Annotated in this window: 19 protein-coding genes; 16 read left to right on the top strand and 3 right to left on the bottom strand. The window is 46.1% G+C overall.

The features are described from left to right. Window positions 1-14: 14 nt before the first annotated feature. Window positions 15-920, top strand: coding sequence for an MraY family glycosyltransferase (locus E8L90_RS19675; protein ID WP_244297309.1), 906 nt, complete (start codon window positions 15-17; stop codon window positions 918-920). On the opposite strand, the gene E8L90_RS19670 is transcribed toward E8L90_RS19675, so the two are convergent. After that, a complete protein-coding gene (locus E8L90_RS19670; RefSeq protein WP_137030922.1) occupies window positions 921-1,841 on the bottom strand; it encodes a diguanylate cyclase domain-containing protein in 921 nt (306 codons plus the stop codon). A gap of 156 nt (window positions 1,842-1,997) precedes the next feature. On the opposite strand from E8L90_RS19670, the gene asd reads away from it, so the two are divergent. The 5 genes from asd (at window position 1,998) to E8L90_RS19645 (ending at window position 6,755) form a co-directional block, all read left to right on the top strand. Continuing rightward, complete coding sequence (gene asd, locus E8L90_RS19665; RefSeq protein WP_137030921.1) at window positions 1,998-2,843, top strand: archaetidylserine decarboxylase; 846 nt, start codon at window positions 1,998-2,000, stop codon at window positions 2,841-2,843. Between the two features lie 226 nt (window positions 2,844-3,069). Then, window positions 3,070-3,480, top strand: a complete 411-nt coding sequence (gene tnpA, locus E8L90_RS19660; RefSeq protein WP_137033513.1) for an IS200/IS605 family transposase — start codon at window positions 3,070-3,072, stop codon at window positions 3,478-3,480. Window positions 3,481-3,482: 2 nt separating this feature from the next. After that, window positions 3,483-4,574, top strand: coding sequence for an IS200/IS605 family element RNA-guided endonuclease TnpB (gene tnpB / locus E8L90_RS19655; RefSeq protein WP_137030920.1), 1,092 nt, complete (start codon window positions 3,483-3,485; stop codon window positions 4,572-4,574). 1,061 nt (window positions 4,575-5,635) lie between these two features. Next, on the top strand, window positions 5,636-6,100 hold the full coding sequence (locus tag E8L90_RS19650) for a hypothetical protein (protein ID WP_137030919.1): 465 nt from the start codon (window positions 5,636-5,638) through the stop codon (window positions 6,098-6,100). Continuing rightward, window positions 6,045-6,755, top strand: a complete 711-nt coding sequence (locus E8L90_RS19645) for a hypothetical protein (protein WP_137030918.1) — start codon at window positions 6,045-6,047, stop codon at window positions 6,753-6,755. Before E8L90_RS19650 ends, E8L90_RS19645 begins: the two co-directional genes overlap by 56 nt. Window positions 6,756-7,454: 699 nt before the next feature. On the opposite strand, the gene E8L90_RS19640 is transcribed toward E8L90_RS19645, so the two are convergent. Beyond that, window positions 7,455-8,060, bottom strand: a complete 606-nt coding sequence (locus tag E8L90_RS19640) for a hypothetical protein (protein WP_137030917.1) — start codon at window positions 8,058-8,060, stop codon at window positions 7,455-7,457. 1,017 nt (window positions 8,061-9,077) lie between these two features. Between E8L90_RS19640 and gatC the strand changes: the two genes are divergently transcribed. The 5 genes from gatC to E8L90_RS19610 all read left to right on the top strand — a co-directional run bounded on the left by gatC (window position 9,078) and on the right by E8L90_RS19610 (window position 15,799). Next, complete coding sequence (gene gatC / locus E8L90_RS19630) at window positions 9,078-9,368, top strand: Asp-tRNA(Asn)/Glu-tRNA(Gln) amidotransferase subunit GatC (RefSeq protein ID WP_007717539.1); 291 nt, start codon at window positions 9,078-9,080, stop codon at window positions 9,366-9,368. A 32-nt stretch (window positions 9,369-9,400) separates the two neighbouring features. Then, window positions 9,401-10,873 carry an Asp-tRNA(Asn)/Glu-tRNA(Gln) amidotransferase subunit GatA gene (gene gatA / locus E8L90_RS19625; protein WP_137030916.1) on the top strand — a complete coding sequence of 491 codons (1,473 nt, stop codon included), beginning with the start codon at window positions 9,401-9,403 and terminating at the stop codon, window positions 10,871-10,873. Window positions 10,874-10,877: 4 nt separating this feature from the next. Next, on the top strand, window positions 10,878-12,314 hold the full coding sequence (gatB, locus tag E8L90_RS19620) for an Asp-tRNA(Asn)/Glu-tRNA(Gln) amidotransferase subunit GatB (RefSeq protein ID WP_012684435.1): 1,437 nt from the start codon (window positions 10,878-10,880) through the stop codon (window positions 12,312-12,314). Window positions 12,315-12,447: 133 nt separating this feature from the next. Further along, window positions 12,448-14,082, top strand: a complete 1,635-nt coding sequence (locus E8L90_RS19615) for a hypothetical protein (RefSeq protein ID WP_137030915.1) — start codon at window positions 12,448-12,450, stop codon at window positions 14,080-14,082. A gap of 19 nt (window positions 14,083-14,101) precedes the next feature. After that, window positions 14,102-15,799 (top strand): YcdB/YcdC domain-containing protein, encoded by a 1,698-nt coding sequence (locus E8L90_RS19610; RefSeq protein ID WP_137030914.1) that lies wholly within the window; start codon window positions 14,102-14,104, stop codon window positions 15,797-15,799. A gap of 53 nt (window positions 15,800-15,852) precedes the next feature. Here E8L90_RS19610 and E8L90_RS19605 read toward each other — a convergent pair whose 3' ends face one another. Next, the gene (locus E8L90_RS19605; RefSeq protein ID WP_137030913.1) at window positions 15,853-17,613 is read right to left on the bottom strand and encodes an RNA polymerase sigma factor; all 1,761 of its coding nucleotides are present in this window, start codon (window positions 17,611-17,613) and stop codon (window positions 15,853-15,855) included. Window positions 17,614-17,838: 225 nt separating this feature from the next. Between E8L90_RS19605 and E8L90_RS19600 the strand changes: the two genes are divergently transcribed. From E8L90_RS19600 to E8L90_RS19580, 5 genes are all read left to right on the top strand, one after another. Beyond that, the gene (locus E8L90_RS19600) at window positions 17,839-18,177 is read left to right on the top strand and encodes a hypothetical protein (protein WP_137030912.1); all 339 of its coding nucleotides are present in this window, start codon (window positions 17,839-17,841) and stop codon (window positions 18,175-18,177) included. Between the two features lie 111 nt (window positions 18,178-18,288). Further along, a complete protein-coding gene (locus E8L90_RS19595) occupies window positions 18,289-18,753 on the top strand; it encodes a hypothetical protein (protein ID WP_137030911.1) in 465 nt (154 codons plus the stop codon). Window positions 18,754-18,781: 28 nt separating this feature from the next. Further along, complete coding sequence (locus E8L90_RS19590) at window positions 18,782-19,510, top strand: ABC transporter ATP-binding protein (protein ID WP_137030910.1); 729 nt, start codon at window positions 18,782-18,784, stop codon at window positions 19,508-19,510. Then, entirely contained in the window at window positions 19,510-20,691 is a 1,182-nt protein-coding gene (locus E8L90_RS19585) for an ABC transporter permease (protein ID WP_137030909.1), read from the top strand. Before E8L90_RS19590 ends, E8L90_RS19585 begins: the two co-directional genes overlap by 1 nt. Window positions 20,692-20,756: 65 nt before the next feature. Continuing rightward, window positions 20,757-21,659 (top strand): DMT family transporter, encoded by a 903-nt coding sequence (locus E8L90_RS19580; RefSeq protein WP_137030908.1) that lies wholly within the window; start codon window positions 20,757-20,759, stop codon window positions 21,657-21,659. The last annotated feature ends 2 nt before the right edge of the window (window positions 21,660-21,661 follow it).

The raw sequence follows: 21,661 nt of genomic DNA, 5'->3' as shown, positions 1-21,661 counted from the left end.
TTGTGTATTTGTTGATGCCGGCAGCAAATTGGCTGGCTTGGAAAACAAAGCTACTGGATATGCCAAAGGGGAGAAAGGGACATAGCAGGCCGATCCCATTATCTGGTGGTTTGGCGATGTTTGTCGGTCTCTTATTGGTGTCAACTTTTTTTGCAGGGGCGCAAAAAACCGTTGCAGTTTTGGCAGTTGGCGGGGCCGTGCTGGTGGCCATTGGATGGTTAGATGATACGTACAAGTCGCAGAAAAAAGATTTTCCGGCAATGCCGAAGCTAATGGTGCAGTTACTGGTAGCGATGATGACATTCCTCATGGATATTCGCTTTCGGGGAGTCAATTTGATGTGGCTGGGGGGAGAGGAAGGGACGTATATCTCATTTCCGATCCTTGTTTCCCTGTTGATGACCGTGCTGTGGATCGTCGGCTTGATCAATATGGTGAATTTTTTGGATGGAGTCGATGGGCTTGCTGCTGGTGCTACCGTGATCTCAGCGGTGACCTTGTTCTTTTTGTCGATGCTCAAAGGTCAAGAATTAACGGCATTATTGGCAGTTGCATTGGCAGGTGCTGCACTCGCTTTTCTACGCTTTAATTTCTATCCAGCGAAAATTTTTATGGGTGATGCGGGTTCGATGTTTTTGGGATTCGCTCTCGGCGTGATCTCGTTGGAAGGAACGATGAAAGGGGCTACAATCATTTCATTAGTCGTGACTGTATTGGCAGTAGGCTTGCCCGTCATAGACACTGTACAGGTCATCATCAGTCGGCTCTTGGCAGGCTCCCCCATGTACCAAGCGGATCGTCGACATGTTCATCATCGGCTCATGTCCCGGGGGTTGTCTACGAAGCAGACGGTCATCATTCTGTATGTGGTGAGCTTGCTGTTCTCCGTCTTGGCAGTGTTTTTGTTTTACCGTCAATAATCAAGTAGAGTCAAAGAAAAGGAATCGATTACGCCCTGTATTTTTGGCCTGATAAAGTGCTTTGTCTGCATTGCTCAACAGCTGTTCGGCTTCGCTTGCAGATGCTGGGTAGAGGGCAATGCCTATGCTTGTCGAAAACGGTATGGCCCGGTCCTCGATCATCCACGGCTCTTGCGTCGCAAGCAGAATACGGTTCGCAATTTTTTCAACCTGACGTTCGGAGTGAATGCCGGTCAGAACGATGACAAACTCGTCTCCACCCAGACGTGCGACGATATCTCCATCTCGAACAGATGACTTGAGCCGCTTAGCCAGCATTTGCAAAAACAGATCTCCTGTGTCATGACCCCATGTATCGTTGATTTCTTTAAAGCGGTCACAATCCAAATAGAGGGTAGCGACCATCTCCTCTTTTGATTGGGCAGCACGTAGAGCATGCTGGAGCTTTTTGGAGAGGAGACGCCTGTTGGGCAATCCCGTGAGCACATCATGATACGCCATATAGGCCAGCTGTGACTCCAGGTTTGTGCGCGCGGTAACATCTCGAGTAATGGAAAATACATGCGTGCATACACCATTGCTATCGTAGACAGGCGAGAGAATGGATTCGCCAATGATGTCACCATTCGCAGTAAAGTGGATCGGACTCCCACTTTTTACTACTTGTGTGTACATGTACTGTAATAAGTTAGCTTTTTCATGAGGATAAACGTCCTCAAACTTTTTTCCGTATGCTTCCTCGCTCAATTGGGCAACGTGCATAGCGGATGGATTCATCAAGACATAGCGAAACTGATACTCCCCGTCCGCATCTTCTTCGACAGCCATGAGAAAGAACATGTCCGACATATGATCGAATAGACTGGTTAGGATATCACCATGCTGACTGATAAGTGTAGTAATATCAAGTTTCTTCACCATAACCGATATCTCCTGATAAGTGGCTTCTTGAAATGATTATAGTATAGCAAGACTGTCGAAGAAAATGATGAACCTCTGGTAATAGTGCGGGGTTTACTGGCTGTTAGCAGAAGTGGTAAAGTAAGGGTATTGTTGTTTTACGAAGGAGCATTTCTTATGGGCAAAAAGCTGCTCCCAGGTCTCATCCATCGCTTGCCACAAAACGCGATGTCACGGACTATGGGCAAAATTACCGCTACTCCCTTTAGTCGATTAGCGATTCAACGATACATAAAGCACTATCAAATTGATACGTCGATCATAGAAAAGCCGGTGTCAGAATACCGTACGCTGAAGGAGTTCTTTTCCCGACGCTTGAAGCCCGCAGCGAGACCGATTGCACCTAGTCCAGATACCATCGTCAGCCCGGTAGATGGAACTGTTTCGCAGCTGGGTGATATTTGCGAAGGTACCTTGATTCAAGCAAAGGGAAAAGAGTTCAGTGTGAGTGAGCTGTTAGGTGGCTCGGAGGAAGAGGCCAAGCGTTACTACGGTGGTAAATTTATCACCATTTATTTGAGTCCAAAGGACTACCACCGGATTCATATGCCGGTAACGGGCGATTTGAGCTGTTACTGCTATTTGCCTGGCAGACTCTATCCGGTCAACCAGCTCGGGATTGAAAACGTAGACCGTTTGTTTGCCCGCAATGAACGCTTGGTAACTCACATTAAAACAGATAGCCTGGGCGATATGGCTTTGGTAAAAGTAGGAGCCTTGTTTGTAGGCAGCGTGAAGGTCTGCTACAACACAGCTACGACGAATATCAAACACGGTCGCCAAACCCACGAGAAGATTGGTGGGACACCTCGATATGAAAAAGGGGCGGAGCTGGGCTGGTTCGAATTTGGATCAACCGTCATTTTGCTGGTGGAGTCCAACGAGCTCGAATGGGCAACAGGCGTTGAAGAAGGGAAGCCTCTCTTGATGGGGCAGGCGCTCGCGACAAAGAAGGCGGAATAACAAACGACAGAAGAGATCACAGTCCAGGGCAAATGCCTTGGACTTGTTTTTTCTTAGTTATCACTCGTGCCGTAAAACCCCTTGCTTTAGCTATGGGGATATAAGGCACTTTGCTCTGCATCCCCTGAAGGGGGTGCTAAGAGAAAACAAAATATCGTTCTTTTTTTCTGAACTCTGTTAGATATATCTTTTCTATCTAACTAATTGGTATAATTAACCATATGTGATGGTTTTGAGTAGATCAGTGGAAAGTAACTACAATGTCGTATTTGACTGTAAATATCACGTTGTTTTTTGTCCGAAGTATCGTAAAAAGGTTTTGAAAGAGCCAGTAGACATTCGATTAAAAGAGTTGTTTCTTGAAAAGGCAAAAGAACTTCGTACAGAAATTGTTGAAATGGAGATCATGCCAGACCACGTTCATTTGCTCATCAAATGCGATCCGCAATTCGGAATCCACCGAGTCGTAAAATCTTTGAAGGGCTATATATCCAGAGTGTTGTGGATGGAATTTAGACATCTCAAAAGCAGACTTCCCTCGCTATGGACAAACTCCTACTTTGTTGCGACTGTTGGAACTGTTCAACTCGATGTGATTCAGAATTACATGGAGTCCCAAAAGGAAAGGAGTGATTGAACTTGCATAGAGCCTACAAATTCCGTTTGTATCCAAACAAAGAACAAGCAACACTCATCAACAAGACAATTGGATGTACTCGCTTTGTATTCAATCACTTTCTTGCGAAACGGAATGACGCCTACGAACATGAAAAGAAAACGCTGAACTACAACGACTGCTCTGCTTTGCTCACGCAACTCAAAAAAGAAATCGAATGGTTGAAAGAAGTGGACTCCACTGCTCTGCAATCAACCTTAAAAGATTTGGATTCCTCCTACAAAAAGTTTTTCAAAGAGAAAAAAGGCTATCCCAAATTCAAGAGTAAGAAGAACCCAAAGCAATCCTATACATGCAAGATGAACATCAAAATAGTAGGAAATCGCATCAAACTTCCTAAGCTGGGATGGGTATCGTTTGCGAAATCCAGAGAAGTTGAAGGGCGAGTCCTATCGGCTACGATTAGATGTAATCCTTCAGGTAAATACTTTGTATCCGTATTGTGTGAAACAGAGAGTCAATTACTCCCAAAAGTAGAACAAAAAGTTGGGATTGACCTTGGGATCAAGGATTTCGCCATTCTCTCTACGGGTGAGAAGGTGGCAAATCCCAAATACTATCGCAAGTATGAAAAACAACTGGCAAAGTGGCAACGGATTCAATCTCGTAGACAAAAAGGCAGCAACAACCGGAACAAGGCGCGTACCAAAGTAGCTCGACTTCACGAAAAAATTGCAAACACCCGTAACGATTTCCTACATAAGCTGTCAACCAAGCTGATCAACGAAAACCAAGTGATCTGTTTGGAGGACTTGCAAGTGGAAAATATGATCAAAAATCACAAGTTAGCGAAATCCATTGCGGACGTTTCGTGGTCTATGTTGCGTATGATGTTGGAGTATAAGGCGGAATGGTACGGGAGAACGATCTCTATCGTCGGGAAGCAATTCCCTTCAAGCCAACTCTGCTCCACTCCACATTGTGGATACCGCAACAAAGACGTAAAAAACCTCAACTTGCGACAATGGACTTGCCCGAAATGTGGTACGAAGCATGATCGTGACGAAAACGCAGCCATCAATATTGAGCAAGAAGGACTTCGACTGTTGGCATAGCCAACTGAACTGTGGGACACACAGGGATAGCTTGGTGAATTTCACTCCGTTAGGAGTGACTACCCAAGAATCCCCTGCCTTTAGGCATGGGGAGTGTCAACTAATAGATGTGGCTGCGGTGGGGAGAAGAATATTTCCAGACTAGGCTCAGTGCTCATTCCTGCTGGGAAGCATGGGCTGCACGCTTCGAAGGACTTAGCGGGGAAACGCAAAGTGTGAGCCCCTCCTTAAAATTGAATTAAAAAAAGACGAATAAGGATTCGTCTCGTTTAATAAGGAAAATTGCGATACACACGCTCACCACCTATATAGAATGACAATCGACATTCTCCATTTAGGTAGATTTCACGTATAACCATTGCTTTTTGTCCGTTGTAATTAACGAATCCCTTCCCTACTTGTTTCATTTGATCCTCCGACACTCAACGTCGAGGCAGTGGCTCGATCAGATGAGCCACCGTTAAGGCCTGGTGGAAGGCAAGTTTTATATAAAAAAGCCCTCCTATTCCTTTTAAAAGGCGTAGAAAGGGCTTTTAATGGCATATTATGTTCCGTAGTGGAAGAAATCTAAACACCCCTGAGGGGTTGTCTCACGAATTCCACTCCATACCTCAAAGGACACAGCGAATGAGTGGCTTAGGCACGTGTCTTTCCAGCTCGCAAATGCGGGGAATATCACGGCAAAAAGTAAATGATAGGCCCAATTTATCCTGCTCATGCTACTAATGGGAGCATGGGGATCATGAGAGCAAGGTGTACTACTCATGCTTTGGTTGTCACATGAGCTTACAAGGACGTCCCCTGGACGTTAACTTGGCTTTGCATCGTTTTAAACAGATGTGTCAGTCTGTTATTTTTCGATATCGCAAAGTCTAAGTGAATGCCTAGATAATACCATGGAGACATGAACAAATTAATATAATCCATAAATCATGGAACTAGATCAGACAACTTTTCTGCATTCTTCGTTCATTAGGGTATACTTAGCTGTTATTTTATATTTATGTTGGTATAATTTGGCTTTATAGGGAGTATCCGTTGGTGAATTTGGGAGGGTAAAAATGAGTGTTCAAGATAGCATCTTAAGGTTGACCACGATCATCAATAGAGGATATGCATCAGAGGAAGCTACTAAGATTTTTACCGAGGAAAAACATGATGCCTTAGTCCAACAACTTGCAGAGTACATTTCACGGCACGACCATCTTATCGGGAAGGTCAATGTGACGGTGAGCCAAGCGCTTAACGACAGGGGCGTAGATCTTCACGTAGAAATGAATGATTGTAAGGTTGGATTTCAAATTAAGAGTCACTTCGATGTTACAGAAAAGCATTTTGCCGCAAATGTTAAAAGGCAATGTACGGAGTCTTTAGCGCATGGACTTAAAAAGTGGTATCAACGCATTAATTACCTAATCAATGAGTTTAGCACGTTTAAAAGTGGCTATATTGGTGTATTTGGCCCTCAGCATGCAGCTGCAAGCTGCACTATATATGAACATTACCACGCAAATGACAGAAAATGAATTTAATATCGAGTTGGATAAGTATACGATCACAAAGAGCTCGGACGAAGAAATACTCGAACAGCTTCAAAAGCTAGGGCAAACTATGCAGGAGAAGACAATAGTAAGAGAAAATACAGGTTTTTTATCCAGAATTCAATTAGATCAGCCTAAACCGGCTCTTACATGTCAAAAACTAAATTCAGTATTAAAAGATTGGAATGTGACATCTTCACAACTTGAGAAACCCATAAATGATCTTAAGCAATTACAAGAAGCGCTGGAATCAATTCCTAAACAGTCGAGAGAACTCATTGCGGCATTACTGCCAAAGTGTAAGACAGCTGATGTCTGGGATGTGAAATTGCAAATTTCGCTACCTTTTGCAGAAAGATACTTAAATATATCCCACATACAGCTGATAGATGAGATTCATATATTAGAAAAAGCAGGATTGGCTTCATATGACTATGGTTTTGACAATGATGATGTATTTAAGTTAAGCATTTATCCCGCAAATGTGGATTGGCCAGCATATACAGAAATTATGGAATTTGCGCGGGTGGAGAGTATACCATTATCACGAATTATTGTGGATCTTGATTCTCTGTTTTCGATTAATAGAAACGGAAGAAGTGAGGGGACTCTTCGTCAGGAGTACCCTTTATTTATGTAGCCAGAAAGGTGCCTTTTTGCCCAGGTGAATCATAAGGCAATAGTAACATTAACACCTATATTATTATCTATCTTTTAGTTATTGGATTTATTAACATTCATGTAAGGTTGTCTTGTTGTTATATTTACATGGTGAAAGTTAAGGATAATTCGGATTCTTACTAATATGCTTAAAGAGTATTGGTGTTGCCCAAAGAGATGCAATGAAAGACTGCCCCCCTTGGAAATGCTCATTTTATCACCAGATGAAACTGGTGATAAAAATCTTGGTTTCATTCAAAGCTTAATCATCTTGGCAACTAGAGTAAAGTATCCAGTAAAATTATTAGAATACTTTGAATTAACGCTACTATTATCGGAGCCCTCCACCCAATCTTGTTACCGCTTTTTTTCGCTGAGAAAAACCCAACTATAAAATTGATAGTTAACATTACTATGAATAATATAGAAAAATCAAATAGAAGTGGTGCCGTTAGTATTAGCATAAATTCTCCCTTCGGTTTAACCCCTCAAATTTTGAGTTATTCTCTTTTATTCTCGTATTGTCATAGGATTCCTCCTCTACTTCAACCTAGCTGAAAAGCAGGAAGGAAAAAGCCTAGCGTCAATTCAATTTTGGGGCTTAAGAGCCTGTCTTAGTCACATAATAGAACTACAGCCTCGTTAAGTTTCTTTAACGAGGCTGTAGTTCTATTACTTTTTAGTTACCAACATTCGCTTGCAATATTCTATAATCTCCACTTCCGTATAAACCAACTACTAGAGAAGTCTTATACTCTACACCATACTTTAAAGCTTTAAATAAACCTTCACTATTTACAACCCAAACACTAGGATCGAGGTAATCTATCCAAGTGTTGTGAGATTCACTATAAAATAACCCTGTCAAAGCAACATCTTTAGTAGCTCCCTTAATTTTTCCATTCTCATATGTAAATGTACCACCTAGCTCATGCTGAAAATCGAATCCAATACCACTATATCCTACTGTAGCACGATAAGCTTTTGGTTTTACAGCTAATGCCTGAAAACCTGCTTTCTGTTTTGTATCATTCAAAGAAAACGATAATGATACACTTCCATCTGTTTCACCAACATTTTCTTCAAGAAAAAGATCAGTTTCTCCAGCTTCAAGCTTTTTGTTAGCTTCAATTATTAATTTGTCAAGAGCTTCATTCAGTTGTGCAATCTCTTCAGCAGTAGGTTCTTTAACAGTAGGTTCTTGATCTGTAGATGAATTTGCAAAAGCAGCACTTGGAATCAGAAACATACAAAACATTAAAAATAGGACTAAAGTTTTTTTCATTTTAATATTCTCCTCTTCCCAAAGTTATGTTTTATACTATTTCAAAAATATACCAATGTCAAGAAAAATTGTAATATTATGGGTTTGTTTTTAATTTCAAATCATTAAATTCATAGCTGTTATCAGCGGTGATCGTCTTAAAGGGGGGACCGCTAACAAAAATGCGGATGTCGTACGTTAAGGACTCTAACCATTGAAAATCATAGGCTTGGTGTACGCTAAGACATGTCCACTAATGCTTAGCGTACGTTTTCGTAAAATGTTTGCGGTACCCCTAAAGCGGCGAAGAATCTACGGGAAGGTAGGCTGAATTTATCTAACTATTTATAATACTCCGTGATTTAGTTAAGTGATATCTATCCCTATTTGAAGATAATTGGTGAACGATGGTCAGTTAAGGTATGATAGGATAAAATTCAGAATTGACCTAAATTTTAGTTAGTATTTTAAACTTCTGATTGTAGATATAAAACTAATTTCTATGGATGTGATTACATTGACTAAGCATTCCCACATGCGTCCATTCGCAAACTTAATTACCTTAAATGAGTTGGTCAATCTAGTCATGGTTTACGTCTTTACCACAAAAAAAGAAATGGATGGCCAAAGATATGTATGAGATCGCCAGAGCGATAGTTCGTAGAGGAAACAGGAGAAAAAAGCGAAGATCTTTGGTACACCGACCGAGACGGAATGCAAAAAGCGAAACACGTTCTTAAGCGTCCACCTCTGAAAAACATCCTGAGTTGACCACTTTGGACGCGGTTTCGCTTTTTGCATGGAGTCGGGCAGTGAATCCCCCAGCGGGTGGGACAAGAAGCTGAGCGTTTTCTCCTGCTTCCTCCCACCACAACAGCCGTACAAAGTCTTTATTGGTTTTATTGGTTAATAATCAATCAATATTTTTTTGCCGAAAACATTATTTGTTTTTCCTGCCGAAATCCCCGTGAAAATTGACTGAACCTGCTGTTTTCAAGTAAGATCAAAGTTATGTGATACGATTCGGAGGTGGAAAGAATGAGTGCCATTACTCGCAAAGAAGTAGAACACGTAGCTAATTTGGCCCGTTTGCAGCTCACTGAGGAAGAAGCGGAGCGGTATACAAAAGACCTGAACGCGATTCTTGATTTTGCAGCCAAGTTAAATGAGCTCGATACATCCAATATTGAGCCAACCAGCCATGCTACAGACGTGAAAAATGTCATGCGCGAAGACGTAAACAGACCGTCCCTGCCGCGTGAGGACGTGCTGAAAAACGCACCGGATCACGAAGACGGGCAGTTTAAAGTACCGGCTGTATTCGAATAACCTACTGGATAACGAGAAGGGAGGAACCCACTGTGTCGCTGTTTGACAAGCGATTGTCTGAGATACATAGCGCTCTGCGCGCAAAAGAGATTTCGGTAACGGATCTGGTGCAGGCTTCCATCGCTAGCATCAAGGAGCATGACGGAGAAGTCAAATCCGTCCTGCATGTAGATGAAGAGGGAGCCTTGGCTCATGCCCGTCAATTGGACGAGCGTCTGGTCAAGGGAAATGAGGAACTGGGGCTTCTCTACGGCTTGCCTGCTGGACTGAAGGACAACCTAGTTACAAAAGACGTTCGCACGACTTGCGCGAGCAAATTTTTGGCGAACTACGATCCTGTCCATGACGGGACTGTTTCCAAAAAGGTGAAGGATGCCGATGCGGTCATCGTTGCGAAGCTGAACATGGATGAGTTTGCGATGGGCGGCTCCAACGAAAATTCCGGCTTTTTCCCAGCGAAAAACCCGTGGAACACCGACTACGTTCCGGGAGGCTCTTCCGGTGGCTCAGCAGCGGCAATGGCTGCGCGTCATTTTTACTTCACACTTGGCTCTGATACAGGTGGCTCCATCCGTCAGCCTGCTGCTTTTTGTGGCGTTGTCGGCTTAAAGCCTACGTATGGACGCGTATCCCGTTTCGGGCTGGTTGCGTTCGCGTCCTCGCTGGATCAAATCGGGCCTGTGACGAAAAACGTTGAGGATTCCGCCTATGTGCTGCAAGCGATTGCGGGACATGATGAATACGACTCTACCTCTGCCAATGTGGGCGTACCGGATTACCTGTCCGCATTGACTGGAGATGTAAAAGGACTGCGTATCGGCGTACCGAAAGAGTTGATCGGAGAAGGGATTGACCCTGAGGTTCGCGATGCTGTTCTGGCAGCATTGAAGCAGCTGGAGAGCATGGGTGCTACATGGAGCGAGGTTTCCATGCCGCATACGGAATATGCGGTGCCAGCTTACTACCTCTTGTCTTCGTCGGAAGCTTCGTCCAACCTGGCTCGTTTTGACGGCGTACGTTATGGTGTGCGTGCAGACAATGCGGCAAACCTGATTGATCTGTACAAGGAATCCCGCAGCCAAGGCTTTGGCCCAGAAGTGAAGCGCCGCATCATGCTCGGAACCTACGCGCTCTCGTCTGGTTACTACGATGCTTACTACAAAAAGGCACAGCAGGTGCGTACCCTGATCATTCAGGACTTCAATAGCATTTTTGCTGACTTTGATGTCATCCTGCATCCAACCACGCCTTCTACCGCTTTCAAAGTAGGCGAAAATGTAGATGATCCGGTGAAAATGTATCTGGAGGATATTTGTACCGTTCCTGTAAACCTGGCTGGTCTGCCAGCAATCAGCGTGCCGTGCGGATTCTCCAAAAACGGTCTGCCGATCGGTTTGCAGATCGTAGGTCGTGCATTTGACGAATCCACCGTATTGCGCGTAGCCCATGCGTATGAGCAAACAGCAGGCTTCTACGGTCGCAAACCGGAATGGGTGAGGGGGTAAGAGCATGAGCAAGTACGAAACCGTCATCGGCTTGGAGGTTCACGCCGAGCTATCGACCAACAGTAAAATCTTTTGCGGCTGCCCGACTGAATTTGGTGCACCGCCGAATACACATACATGCCCGATCTGCTTGGGACATCCAGGTGTACTGCCTGTAACGAACAAGCAAGCGGTAGAGTTCGCGATGAAAGCAGCACTCGCCCTCAACTGTGAGATTTCCCGCGAGACCAAGTTCGACCGCAAGAACTACTTTTATCCAGACTCGCCAAAAGCGTACCAAATCTCGCAGTTTGACCAGCCGATCGGCTACAATGGCTGGATCGACATCGAGGTAAACGGTGAGACGAAGCGCATTGGGATCACTCGTCTGCATCTGGAAGAGGATGCGGGCAAGCTGACGCACAGCGATTTTGGTGGAGAGTCTCTCGTAGACTTCAACCGCGTAGGGGTACCGCTCGTCGAGATCGTTTCTGAGCCAGACATCCGCACACCGGAGGAAGCACGTGCGTATCTGGAAAAGCTGAAAGCGATCATTCAGTACACCGAAGTATCTGACGTTCGCATGGAACAAGGCTCCCTGCGTTGCGATGCTAACGTATCGATTCGTCCATATGGTCAAGAAGAATTCGGAACCAAGGCTGAGCTGAAAAACATGAACTCCTTCCGCAATGTACAAATGGGCTTGGAGTACGAGGTACTGCGTCAGACGGAGGTAGTTTCTTCCGGTGGCAAGGTCGTTCAGGAAACGCGCCGTTGGGATGAAGCGAACAAGAAGACGTTGACGATGCGTTCCAAAGAGGAAGCGCACGACTATCGTTACTTCCCAGACCCGGATCTGGTTCGCATGCAGATTTCCGAGGAGTGGATTGAAGCGGTTCGCGCAACCATTCCAGAGCTGCCAGATGCTCGTCAGGCTCGCTATGTGAACGAATTCGGCTTGTCTAAGGATGATGCCGGAGTCATAACGATCTCCAAGGAGACGGCTGATTTCTTTGATGAGACTGTGAAAACAGGAGCAGAGCCAAAGTCAGTAGCAAACTGGCTGATGGTTGACCTGTTGGCACACCTCAACGCCAACAACCTGGTGTTTGCTGATGTGAAAATGACACCAAAAGGCTTGGGTGAGATGATCAAGCTGATCGAGGACGGAACCATTTCCTCCAAAATCGCCAAAACCGTCTTCAAAGAGATGGTCGAGACCGGCAAAGAGCCGAAGCAGATTGTCGAAGAAAAAGGACTTGTCCAAATTAGCGATGAAGGCGCTCTGCGTCAAGTCGTCGTCGATGCGGTCAATTCCAACCCGCAAGCCGTGGCAGACTTCAAGTCTGGAAACGAAAAAGCAGCTGCTTTCTTTGTAGGCCAAGTCATGAAGCAAACCAAAGGTAAGGCAAACCCGGGAATGGTAAACAAGTTGATTCAGGAAGTATTGAACAGCCTGTAGGCAAAACATACGACAGCACTTTCTCTGTAAGGGGAGAGTGCTGTTTTTTTTGTACGGAGATCTATGCTAAATAGTGGGAAAAAAGTAAGATAGAATGCGTAGCTATCATCATAATTGATTAGGAGAAATGTTCATGACACAAAATTGGAAAAGTGCAACGGCTGCTTTTGCAGTGACAACCATGCTGCTGGGAACGGGTGCCCAGGCATTTGCTGCAAGCCCGGAAATGATCTTGAAAAATGCAGAAACTCCATCAAAAGAACAAGTCAAGCTGCCTACTCGTGCGGTAGAGATTGTCGCTGCGCTGGAGAAGCTGGAGCCTGCTTTAAAAACTTTGACGGTGCGGGAAGTCTTCATTTCCGAGCAAGATGAAAATCAAGTGGTCTTGACTATGCATCATCCAGACAACATACACGAGGATGCGTATATCCTTTTTGATCGCAATAGCGGTGATATGGTTGGTTTCGAGGCTGACACCATCATCTGGGATGAGAAAGAAATAGCAACAGATGAGGCCATTTTGAAAAAAGCCGATAAAGCCGTTGAGGAGTTGCTTGGGGCGAAGAAGCGGAGCTTGACGGATGCCCCACAATTGTCAACATTCGTGGATGATGAGGAAGAGGAAATTGAATACCGAAATGTCTATTATCCGATTCTGTTGAACGGTCTGGAAATAGAAGGAACGCGTTTTGGCATAGATATAGACATGGATTTCGCCGGTCATTTAATCGGGGTCTCGTTTGAACCGCTCGATTTGAAGGGAGTTCAAGTTGCTGACCCGAAAAAAGCTGTCGCAAAAGAGGCAATCCAGAAGCAGATTTTTACACCTGAACGCATCCAGCATGGTTATGTATGGGAAGGCAGTGAAGGTAGTGAAGGCAAGTCTGGATTAGCGTATAAGCTAAGAACATCTCCAATATTTGATGCACTGACAGGCAAGCAGATCGTTGATGGATGGGGGGAAGAAAACGGGGAAGGCAAGCTAAATGCTGCCGATCTGAAAAATATTTCCTTGAAGCCCCAGGCAAAGCCATTCATTGAGAAAAATGCAACGGATACACAAATTTTAGAGCGACTGTTTGGAATAGATACGAAGAAGACGTATCCGACCTATCGAAAGGAGGAGCAGGACGGCATAATCAATCATTATTGGGCGAACTATGTTGAAGTCAATTACGCTTCTGTAATGGTAGACCAATTGACAGGAGAGATTGGCGGTTATCTATATTGGACGCATATCCCAAATCTTCCTGCTCCGCTCACCAAAGAACAGTCGTTACAAAAGGCGATTGCTTTCCTGGAGCCTTATGCTAAAAAATCCGAATGGCAAGTCGAAATGTACGAACGGATCAAACCAGAAGATCCACTGGCTCTGAAGGTTCTTTCGAATAAGGATAACAAGCAAGAGACAGAAGAAAAGAAATCTATCGAGCAGTATGGCTTCTTATTTTTCGAGAAACAAAACGGTATACCAGTCATGGAGTATTCCTATGGAGTAGTTATTGATCCAATTAAAGGACAAGTCGCAGAGTTCCTAGCCTCAGTTCCCGCAGAGGATCGCAAATATCCTGTGCTCAAACCATCCGTAACAGACCAGCAAGTTGCTGAAATTTTCGCCAAAAATGTACCGGTAAAGCTGACTTACATTTGGCCGACATCCAGTGATCATAATGCTCCCATTCTTGCCTACAAACTCGATACCAGCAAAGGCTGGCCAACTGTAGATGCGGTAAATGGATCGTTTAAATGGGGAGAGTACGAGGATTAAGAAAGAAGGAGGGGAATTAATGAAACGAAATGGAAAACGCATAGCAATCGCTTTGACAATAGCAATGATGTTGTCAGCAACAAATGGAACAGCCTTGGCTGCAAGTCCTGAAATCCATCCTAGCCACATTGCATCTGCAACAAAAAGCGAGGAAAAGCTTCCGGAGCGGGCCACTCAGATCGTAGCTGCTTTAGAAAAGCTGGAGCCTGCATTGAAAGCATTGACGAAACGAACGATTGTGAAAAGTGAGAGCGATGAAAAACTGTTAAAGCTCTACTTGAGAAGTCCCGAATCCAATGACATGGGTGCTACTGTTGTCTTTGACAGCAAAACTGGAGAGCTGTTCATGTACAGCGCTAGTTTGCCTATTTGGAAGCAAGGGGAAATTGCGACAGACGAGGTTATTTTGCAACGGGCAGAAAATGCAGTGCTTGAGTTATTGGGAGCAGACAAAAGAAAACAAATAGGCTCTCCTCAATTATCGAACGCTGTTGAAGAAGTAGACTCTGAAATTTTGACTGATCCGTTAGCAATATACCGTATTGTTTCTTATCCAACGTTACTAAATGGGCTGGAGATATTGGGAAATGGAGCGGGCATATACGTGGCGACGGATTATGCTGGTAATCTTTTGGAGGTATCCAGTACGACAGATTATGATGGTCATCTTTTGGAGGTATCCAGTACCCCATTTAATTTGAGAGGGGTCAAGGTCCCAGATCCGAAAACGGCACTGACACCAGAAGCTGTCAAAAAGCAGTTTTTCACTCCTGATCGTCTTGAATTGGGCTATGTGCTGGAAGGGAAAGATGCCAAGCCGGGCATGCAATACTTATGGATGAATAACGCTTACATCGATGCCGTGACAGGAAAGCAGATTGACTTCACTCATGGAACTGAATTAGCCGGGAATGGAAAAAGAAATCCTGACAACGTGAAGAATATTACGCTATCGCCAAAAGGAGAGCCGCTTATTGTCAAAAGCAGGGCAGATGGAGAAAAAGTCGTCGCGGGCTTGTTTGACGTGGATACGAAGGTGATGTTCACAGAATACTACACAGGAGAAGTTGATGGTGAGATCATACATTCCTGGAGCGATGAGTTTGGGTATGAAGACGTGTCTATTTCGGTGGATGCTTCTACGGGAGCGGTCACTAGTGCGGATATTTTTATGGAAACAAAAAGCTTGCCTGTTCCCTTATCGAAAGAAGAAGCCTTGAAAAAAGCAATTTCCTTCATCGAGCCATATGCCGCTAAATCCTCTACTGAATGGCAGGTTGAGATATTTGATCCATATAAACAGCCGAAATTGGCCGATTGGATGATCGAGTTGAATGAAGGAGAGGGTGAAGAGGAGGAGGACACAGGAACAGGAACGTATACCTTCATTTTTTATGAATTGCACGATGGGTTGCCTGTGTTCGACCGTTACTATTGGATGAAGGTTGATATAGAGAGTGGACAAGTAGTTACTTTCATTGTGAATTTGCCGGAAAAAGAGGGTACTCTTCCCATCTTGAAGCCATCCGTAACGGAGCAACAAGCTGCTGAAATCGTAGCCAAAAATCTCCCTGTAAAGCTGTCCTACTTCTGGCCAACCTACAAAGGCAAACAAGCTCCTTTTCTCACCCTTGTCTATACGGTTGACAAGAGCAAGAGCTGGCCTTACGTAGATGCTGTAAAAGGCACACTTGAATGGGGCGAATACGAGGAATAATTTGAACGAAAAAGAACGCAGCTTTTCTGACTGCGTTCTTTTTTCTATCCCTTTTATGTGCGCGCCTGATTTGCAGTGAGTCCCGTTTGTATTTGTTCCAGTACAGATACAGCCTCGCGCTCATTTCGCTCAATCGCCTGCAACAACGCAATTGCCTGCTTACCCTGCTCCGCATCGTTTGGCTCGCCTCCAGCAGGGAACGGGAAGAGCTTGCTTAACGTGTCAAAGTCATCAGCAATCGCCCCGTACAAGTCAGCCGCTTCTTTCATCAGCGGACGAATCTCATCAAACACAGAATCTGTCCACGTATTAACGATTTCGGTCCAGAAAAGAGAGGCGTAGCGACGTGCATCCCCGTTCACCACGGTCGTATAGGCGTTGCCATTCGGCTCAACCGTTCCCTTTTCATAGGCTTCCTGCCAAGCAGCATAGGCGGCTAGGCCATTGGCGCAGCTCTCGTCCTGCGGTTCTTCTCCACGATAATGAACGAGTGCAGATTGGAGTGCATTTGCGAGCATCGTGCGTTGATCGATTGGAAAGGCACGGTCGATGGCAAGCACAAATAGCTCCTCGAGGATACCCCGCCCCAAGTTTTCATAGGGAATGGTACTGTCGTTTCGGCAGTTGTCGCCTGCGTAAAACACTCTTTTTTCATCATCATAGCCGTAGATCAATCCGAACTCTGGCATGAATAGGTCCCAAGTAAGCACAGGGTGCCCTTTGTCGATGGAGCGGTGAACCAGCTCCAATGCTTCTGGCAGGAGGACAGACAGCTGACGCTTTTCGCGTGCCTCCGGGGTCAATAGCGAGGGAGCAACTTGATTGGCATTCATGCTTGGTTCGCAGGAAAGATGATTCGAGCTGACGGCACGAGATTCAAAGCCCATGTTTTTCAAACCCTGCTGCAAGACTCGCTGAAAGTGAAACATCGTCGGGCCAGCAATATGAATAGTTTCAGGAACGATCGTCAGGCGAAAGGCATGCCCGCTCAGTCCAAGAATCATCGGCAAAGACATTTTGCGTTCGGTCGATTCTACCAATCCGTATAGTGCTGCTGCGCAAGTAACCCAAGTAGGCATCGTGAATGCTTCTGGCTTATTCAATACTGCTTGTTTCATACTCCCCGCAACCTTTCTCGTCTTCATGTATTGATCAACAACGACACGAGTTTTTTCCTGAATCAGTTTTTTGCGAGAACGCGATAGCACTTGGTAGACATTCGCCTGAGACATCTGGAACATGTGGGCGATCTCATGGGGGGCCAAATGATCAAAAAAATGAGATTCCACGATGCGTCTCTCCCGAGGATTGAGGCAGTACAGCAGGCTCCTGATTGTCTCAAACAGTTCACGCCTCACCATGACCTCTTCGGGATTAGTGTGCTGCGCAGAGTGTGACCAAGACCGTCCCAGCCTGTGCAGGATACTATCGAGGTCCTCCCAGTCAGTCGGCTCCTGCTCATGCGTTTGTTTGCCCAGACTTGAGAAGACGGTCTCCCTTTTTTGCGCCCCCTTCGAAAGCCGTGTGTACGCCTGATTACGTACAATCCGGTGCAGCCAGGGAAGGAAACGTCGGCTGTCCACCAGCGTTCCCAGGTGCAAAAAGGCGCGAATGAGAGCATCCTGAACGATGTCTTCAGCAAGAAAGGCTTCTTGTGTGTACGACCGTGCATAGCCGTATACTTTGGAGCGATGACGCCTGACCAGCTCGCTAAACGCCTCCTGATCTCCCGCTTTTGCCTGCTCTACCAAAGTCTCGTCGTCTGTCTGGCCTTGTTCTTCTTGAGTCTTAGGCTTGATAACCAAGTGTTCCATCGCAAAAACTCCTCGTGATTTGTTGATTTACTATGTAGACTTCTGGTTCACGGATTATCTGACACGGGATGCGAAAAAATTTCGGAGTTTTTTAAATCGTTCTGTCTAGTGTATCAGACAAATAAAGGCAGTAGTTTTTCCAATGGCAGATGACAAAGCAATTTGTAACAATTTCCACTCTCCCCTATAATGAACGTACAGGAAGAAAAAGGAGGATGGAAGTACATGAAGCTCATTTCTGTTGCAGGAGAAAATGTAGCACCTGGAAAAGGTGGATCACCGTCTGATACATTTGATCGTTCCATGTCTACGTGGCAAGAAAATGGTCAAGAAAAAACAATAACGGTCACCTATGTGCGTTATTTTGGCAAAGTGCTCGCTGAGCGGGGCATTTACGATCAAGAGGCAGAAGGTGTTCCTGTCAGCCATTTGGTAGCGACTCTGTTTCTAGAAAAGAATCCTGAGGCAAAAGAAACTCGTCATTATATAAACGATACGGAGGCTTTTGTCGCGCTGTTTGAAGGCTTTTCCCTGACCAAGTGGAAAGAGCGTTATCTGCTGTAGGATACGAGGGTTACAGCATTCAAAGTCAAAAGATTCTGATTCGCCAAAGGCACATACGGGTAACTTTTGTGAGGGCATGCTAAGGGCAACCAATTATTGGAGGGAATTAGCATGTTTTCTATTTGGTTGCCACTGGTGATGACGTCTTCTGCGCTTCTTTTTGGTGCAATCCCTTCGCATATCCCTACGACTACCTCGGCGGCGTGGATGGTTGCCGTGCAGGAGTTTGATGCGTTTTTGCAGGACTGGAAAAAAGGGAAGACGCTTGTGAACCTGCGTCACCCGCTGTTTGATCTCACGGGAGTGTCAGCGGTGTCAGGAATAATGGAGATCATCCGTTTTTCGGGAGAGGCTCACGGGCAAGCGGGAGAAATCACTCTTTCGTTTTACACATTGGAGGGCGACAAGGTCTTTTCGCCCCCAGGCTCCGTGTCTGTCGGGCTAGTCGATGAGCAGCGGCGGAAATTCCATGTCACTGGCACCATACCACGGGTTTTGCGCGGGCGGACGGGTGTCGTACAAGTGACGTTTACGGGAGAAAAGCGGGCGTCGTACTTACTGAAGGTACGATTCTAGTGAAAATACGGGAGAGGAGGGGCTGCTGTTGATTGAGGTCAAGGATGTTAGCAAGCGATTCAAGGAAATCGCAGCGGTCCAGCATGTATCGTTTCGCGTCGAGGCAGGCGAGGTTTACGGACTTCTCGGCGAAAACGGTGCGGGGAAGACAACGACGATGCGCATGATGGCGACAGTTTTGAGCCCGACCGAGGGAGATATCGAGATTAGTGGGTTTTCCGTTCGGCAGCAACCGCTTGAAGTGCGCCGCAGAATTGGCATTTTGTTCGGGGGAGATGTGGGTCTTTACAACCGTTTGACAGCGCGGGAAAATATCGCGTACTTCGGTCGTCTATACGGATTGGAGCAAGCGAGGCTTGAGGAGCGGATACACAGTTTGAGCCGGATGCTTGAGATGGATGATTTTATTGACAGGCGAGTAGGGGCCTTTTCCCGGGGAATGAAGCAAAAGGTAGCGATTGCCCGGACGCTCGTACATGATCCGGATGTCATTTTGTTGGATGAACCGACGACAGGACTGGATGTAACGGCTGCTACAATCTTTCGAAGAATGGTCAGAAAGCTGCAAGAAGAGGGGAAGACGATTCTATTCTCCAGTCACAACATGGGCGAGATTAACAAGCTGTGCAAAAGAGTTGCGCTCATGCACAAGGGTAAGCTGCGGTTCTCCGGAGGATTGGATGCGTTGCGCGAGCAGTTTGGGACAGAGGATCTGGACGACATTTTCATGGCTGTCGTGGAAGGGAGCGAAGGCTGATGGGCTCGCATGTCGTTTGGACCGTACTGAAAAAAGAACTGATGGACTTGTTTCGCGATCGCAAGGCGTGGATAGGGACGCTCCTGGTGCCACTACTCGTCATTCCGTTCGTCTTCTTTTTGTTGGGGACGTCATATAACAATGTGGAAAAAGAGGCGAGGGAGTACATCCCATTAGCCGTTCAAGGATCATCCTCATTGATTACGGTTTTGCAAAAAAATCCTGCCGTTCAAATCCTGGAGCCGTCCAATCCGGAGCAGGCCCTGCAAGCAGGCCAGCTGCGCGCTATTTTGACGATTCCGGCTGGCTTCGACGAAGAGATTGCGGCGGGAAAAACAGCACAACTATCAGTTGCCTATGACTCCACCAATCAAAAATCTGTCTATGCTCGTACGTTGATCGAGCAGACAGTAGAGGCTTACAGCAAAGACGTCGTAGCGAAAAGGTTGTACCAAGCGGGCTTGTCCGAGCAGACCATTCAACCGATTGTCTCTACCTTTCAAAATACAGCCTCTGAGGAAAGGAAGTCGGGAGGGATGCTGGCTGGCATCATTCCGTTGATGCTGGTAGTCTCGCTCGCATCGGCGGGAATGGCCGCAGCGAATGATCTCGTCGCGGGTGAAAAAGAGCGGGGAACGCTCGAATCGCTGTTGACGGCGCCGATTGCAGCCCAGCACATCCTCACGGCAAAGCTGTTGGCTGTCATGACTATGAGTACCATGGGGGCAGTAGCGTCGCTAATTTCTGTCACACTGGCCATGCGTCTGGGACCAATGGGGACGGAAGGAGAGCATTTTACACTCGCCTTCTTCTCGCCTGTCACTTTGTTGATGCTCATCGTGACTATTTTGTTGTTGGCGGCGCTCTTTGCAGGATTGGAGCTTGTTTTGAGTACGATTGCCAAGTCTTTTAAAGAGGGGCAGACGTACATGAGTGCTGTCATATTTTTGGCGATGGTTCCCTCGTACATGCTGATGCCAGTCAGTCCGGTCGACATCCCTGCGCATTACTACGTGATGCCTGTGTTTAACGGTGTCGCACTGTCCAAGGAAGTGTTTTATGGCAAGGTCGACCCGATGCATGCAGTCCTGGGGATTGGTTCCTTGCTTGTCTATGTGGTTTTCACTATTTTTCTCGCGTCGCGTATATTCCGCAGAGAAGGGGCGGGGTTGAAGCACTGATCGTAAAATTTTCAGCCCTGTCGCATCACTCGTCGCTGTCATTTCGAGAAAGCTGGTGAAATGTTGTGAATCGGCTGTATGTCGGTGTGTTATATATTTTCGGCTCAGCTGCTGGCTTTGGCGTCATGTCTATTTTCGCTGTGTACGCCTACGAAGCGGGTGTGTCTGTTTCGACGCTCTTGTTTTTGCGATTTTTATTGGCAACTGCTCTGTTTTTTGGTTTGTTGCTCTGGCGCAAGGAGTCGCTTCGCTTGGATAAAAGACAGGTGCTCGCGTTGTTTTGTCTCGGTGGGATTTTGTACACCCTGCAATCCCTTAGCTTTTTCTCTGCGGTACAATACATCCCGACCTCAATGGCGGCCTTGCTGCTGTACACATTTCCGGTGTTTGTTGCCATATTGAGCTACTTCGTCGAGAAGGAGCGGCTGACGAAAAAGTCTGTCATCGCCATGCTGATTACACTCCTTGGTCTTGGACTGGTACTGGGTTTGTCATTTGGGGGGATTCAGCCAGTTGGCGTATTGTTGGCTCTTGCTGCGGCGTTGTTTTATTCCGTTTACATTGTGGTAGGGAATCGAGTGGTAAAAGGCGTTTCCTCCTATGTAACATCTGCGTACATCGCCCTGTTTGCTACCATTTCTACTTTTTTCCTTGCGCTAAAAGACGGAGGTGTCAATCTGTCTTTTGCGGTACAAGGGTGGTGGGCACTGCTGGGGATCGTTGTTTTTTCTACAGTGGTCGCCATCAGTTTTTTCTTCCGTGGCTTGCAACTGATCGGGTCAACCAAAGCGTCGGTGCTAAGCACGCTGGAGCCTGTTGTCACGTTTGGATTTTCGGCGTTGTTGTTTGGCGAAGCTTTTAGCCTGCTCCAGTTGTTGGGGGGATGTGCGGTGCTCGTTGGTGCTGCACTGATTGTTTCGGGGAAAGGCAGCGAGCCAGAGGTGGCACCCAGGCAGGCATCCTCCTAAAG

Origin of the sequence: Brevibacillus antibioticus (genome assembly GCF_005217615.1) — a bacterium.
GTDB lineage: Bacteria > Bacillota > Bacilli > Brevibacillales > Brevibacillaceae > Brevibacillus > Brevibacillus antibioticus.
Note: the sequence above shows the minus strand (reverse complement) of the source record. Positions and strands in the feature narration are given on the sequence as shown.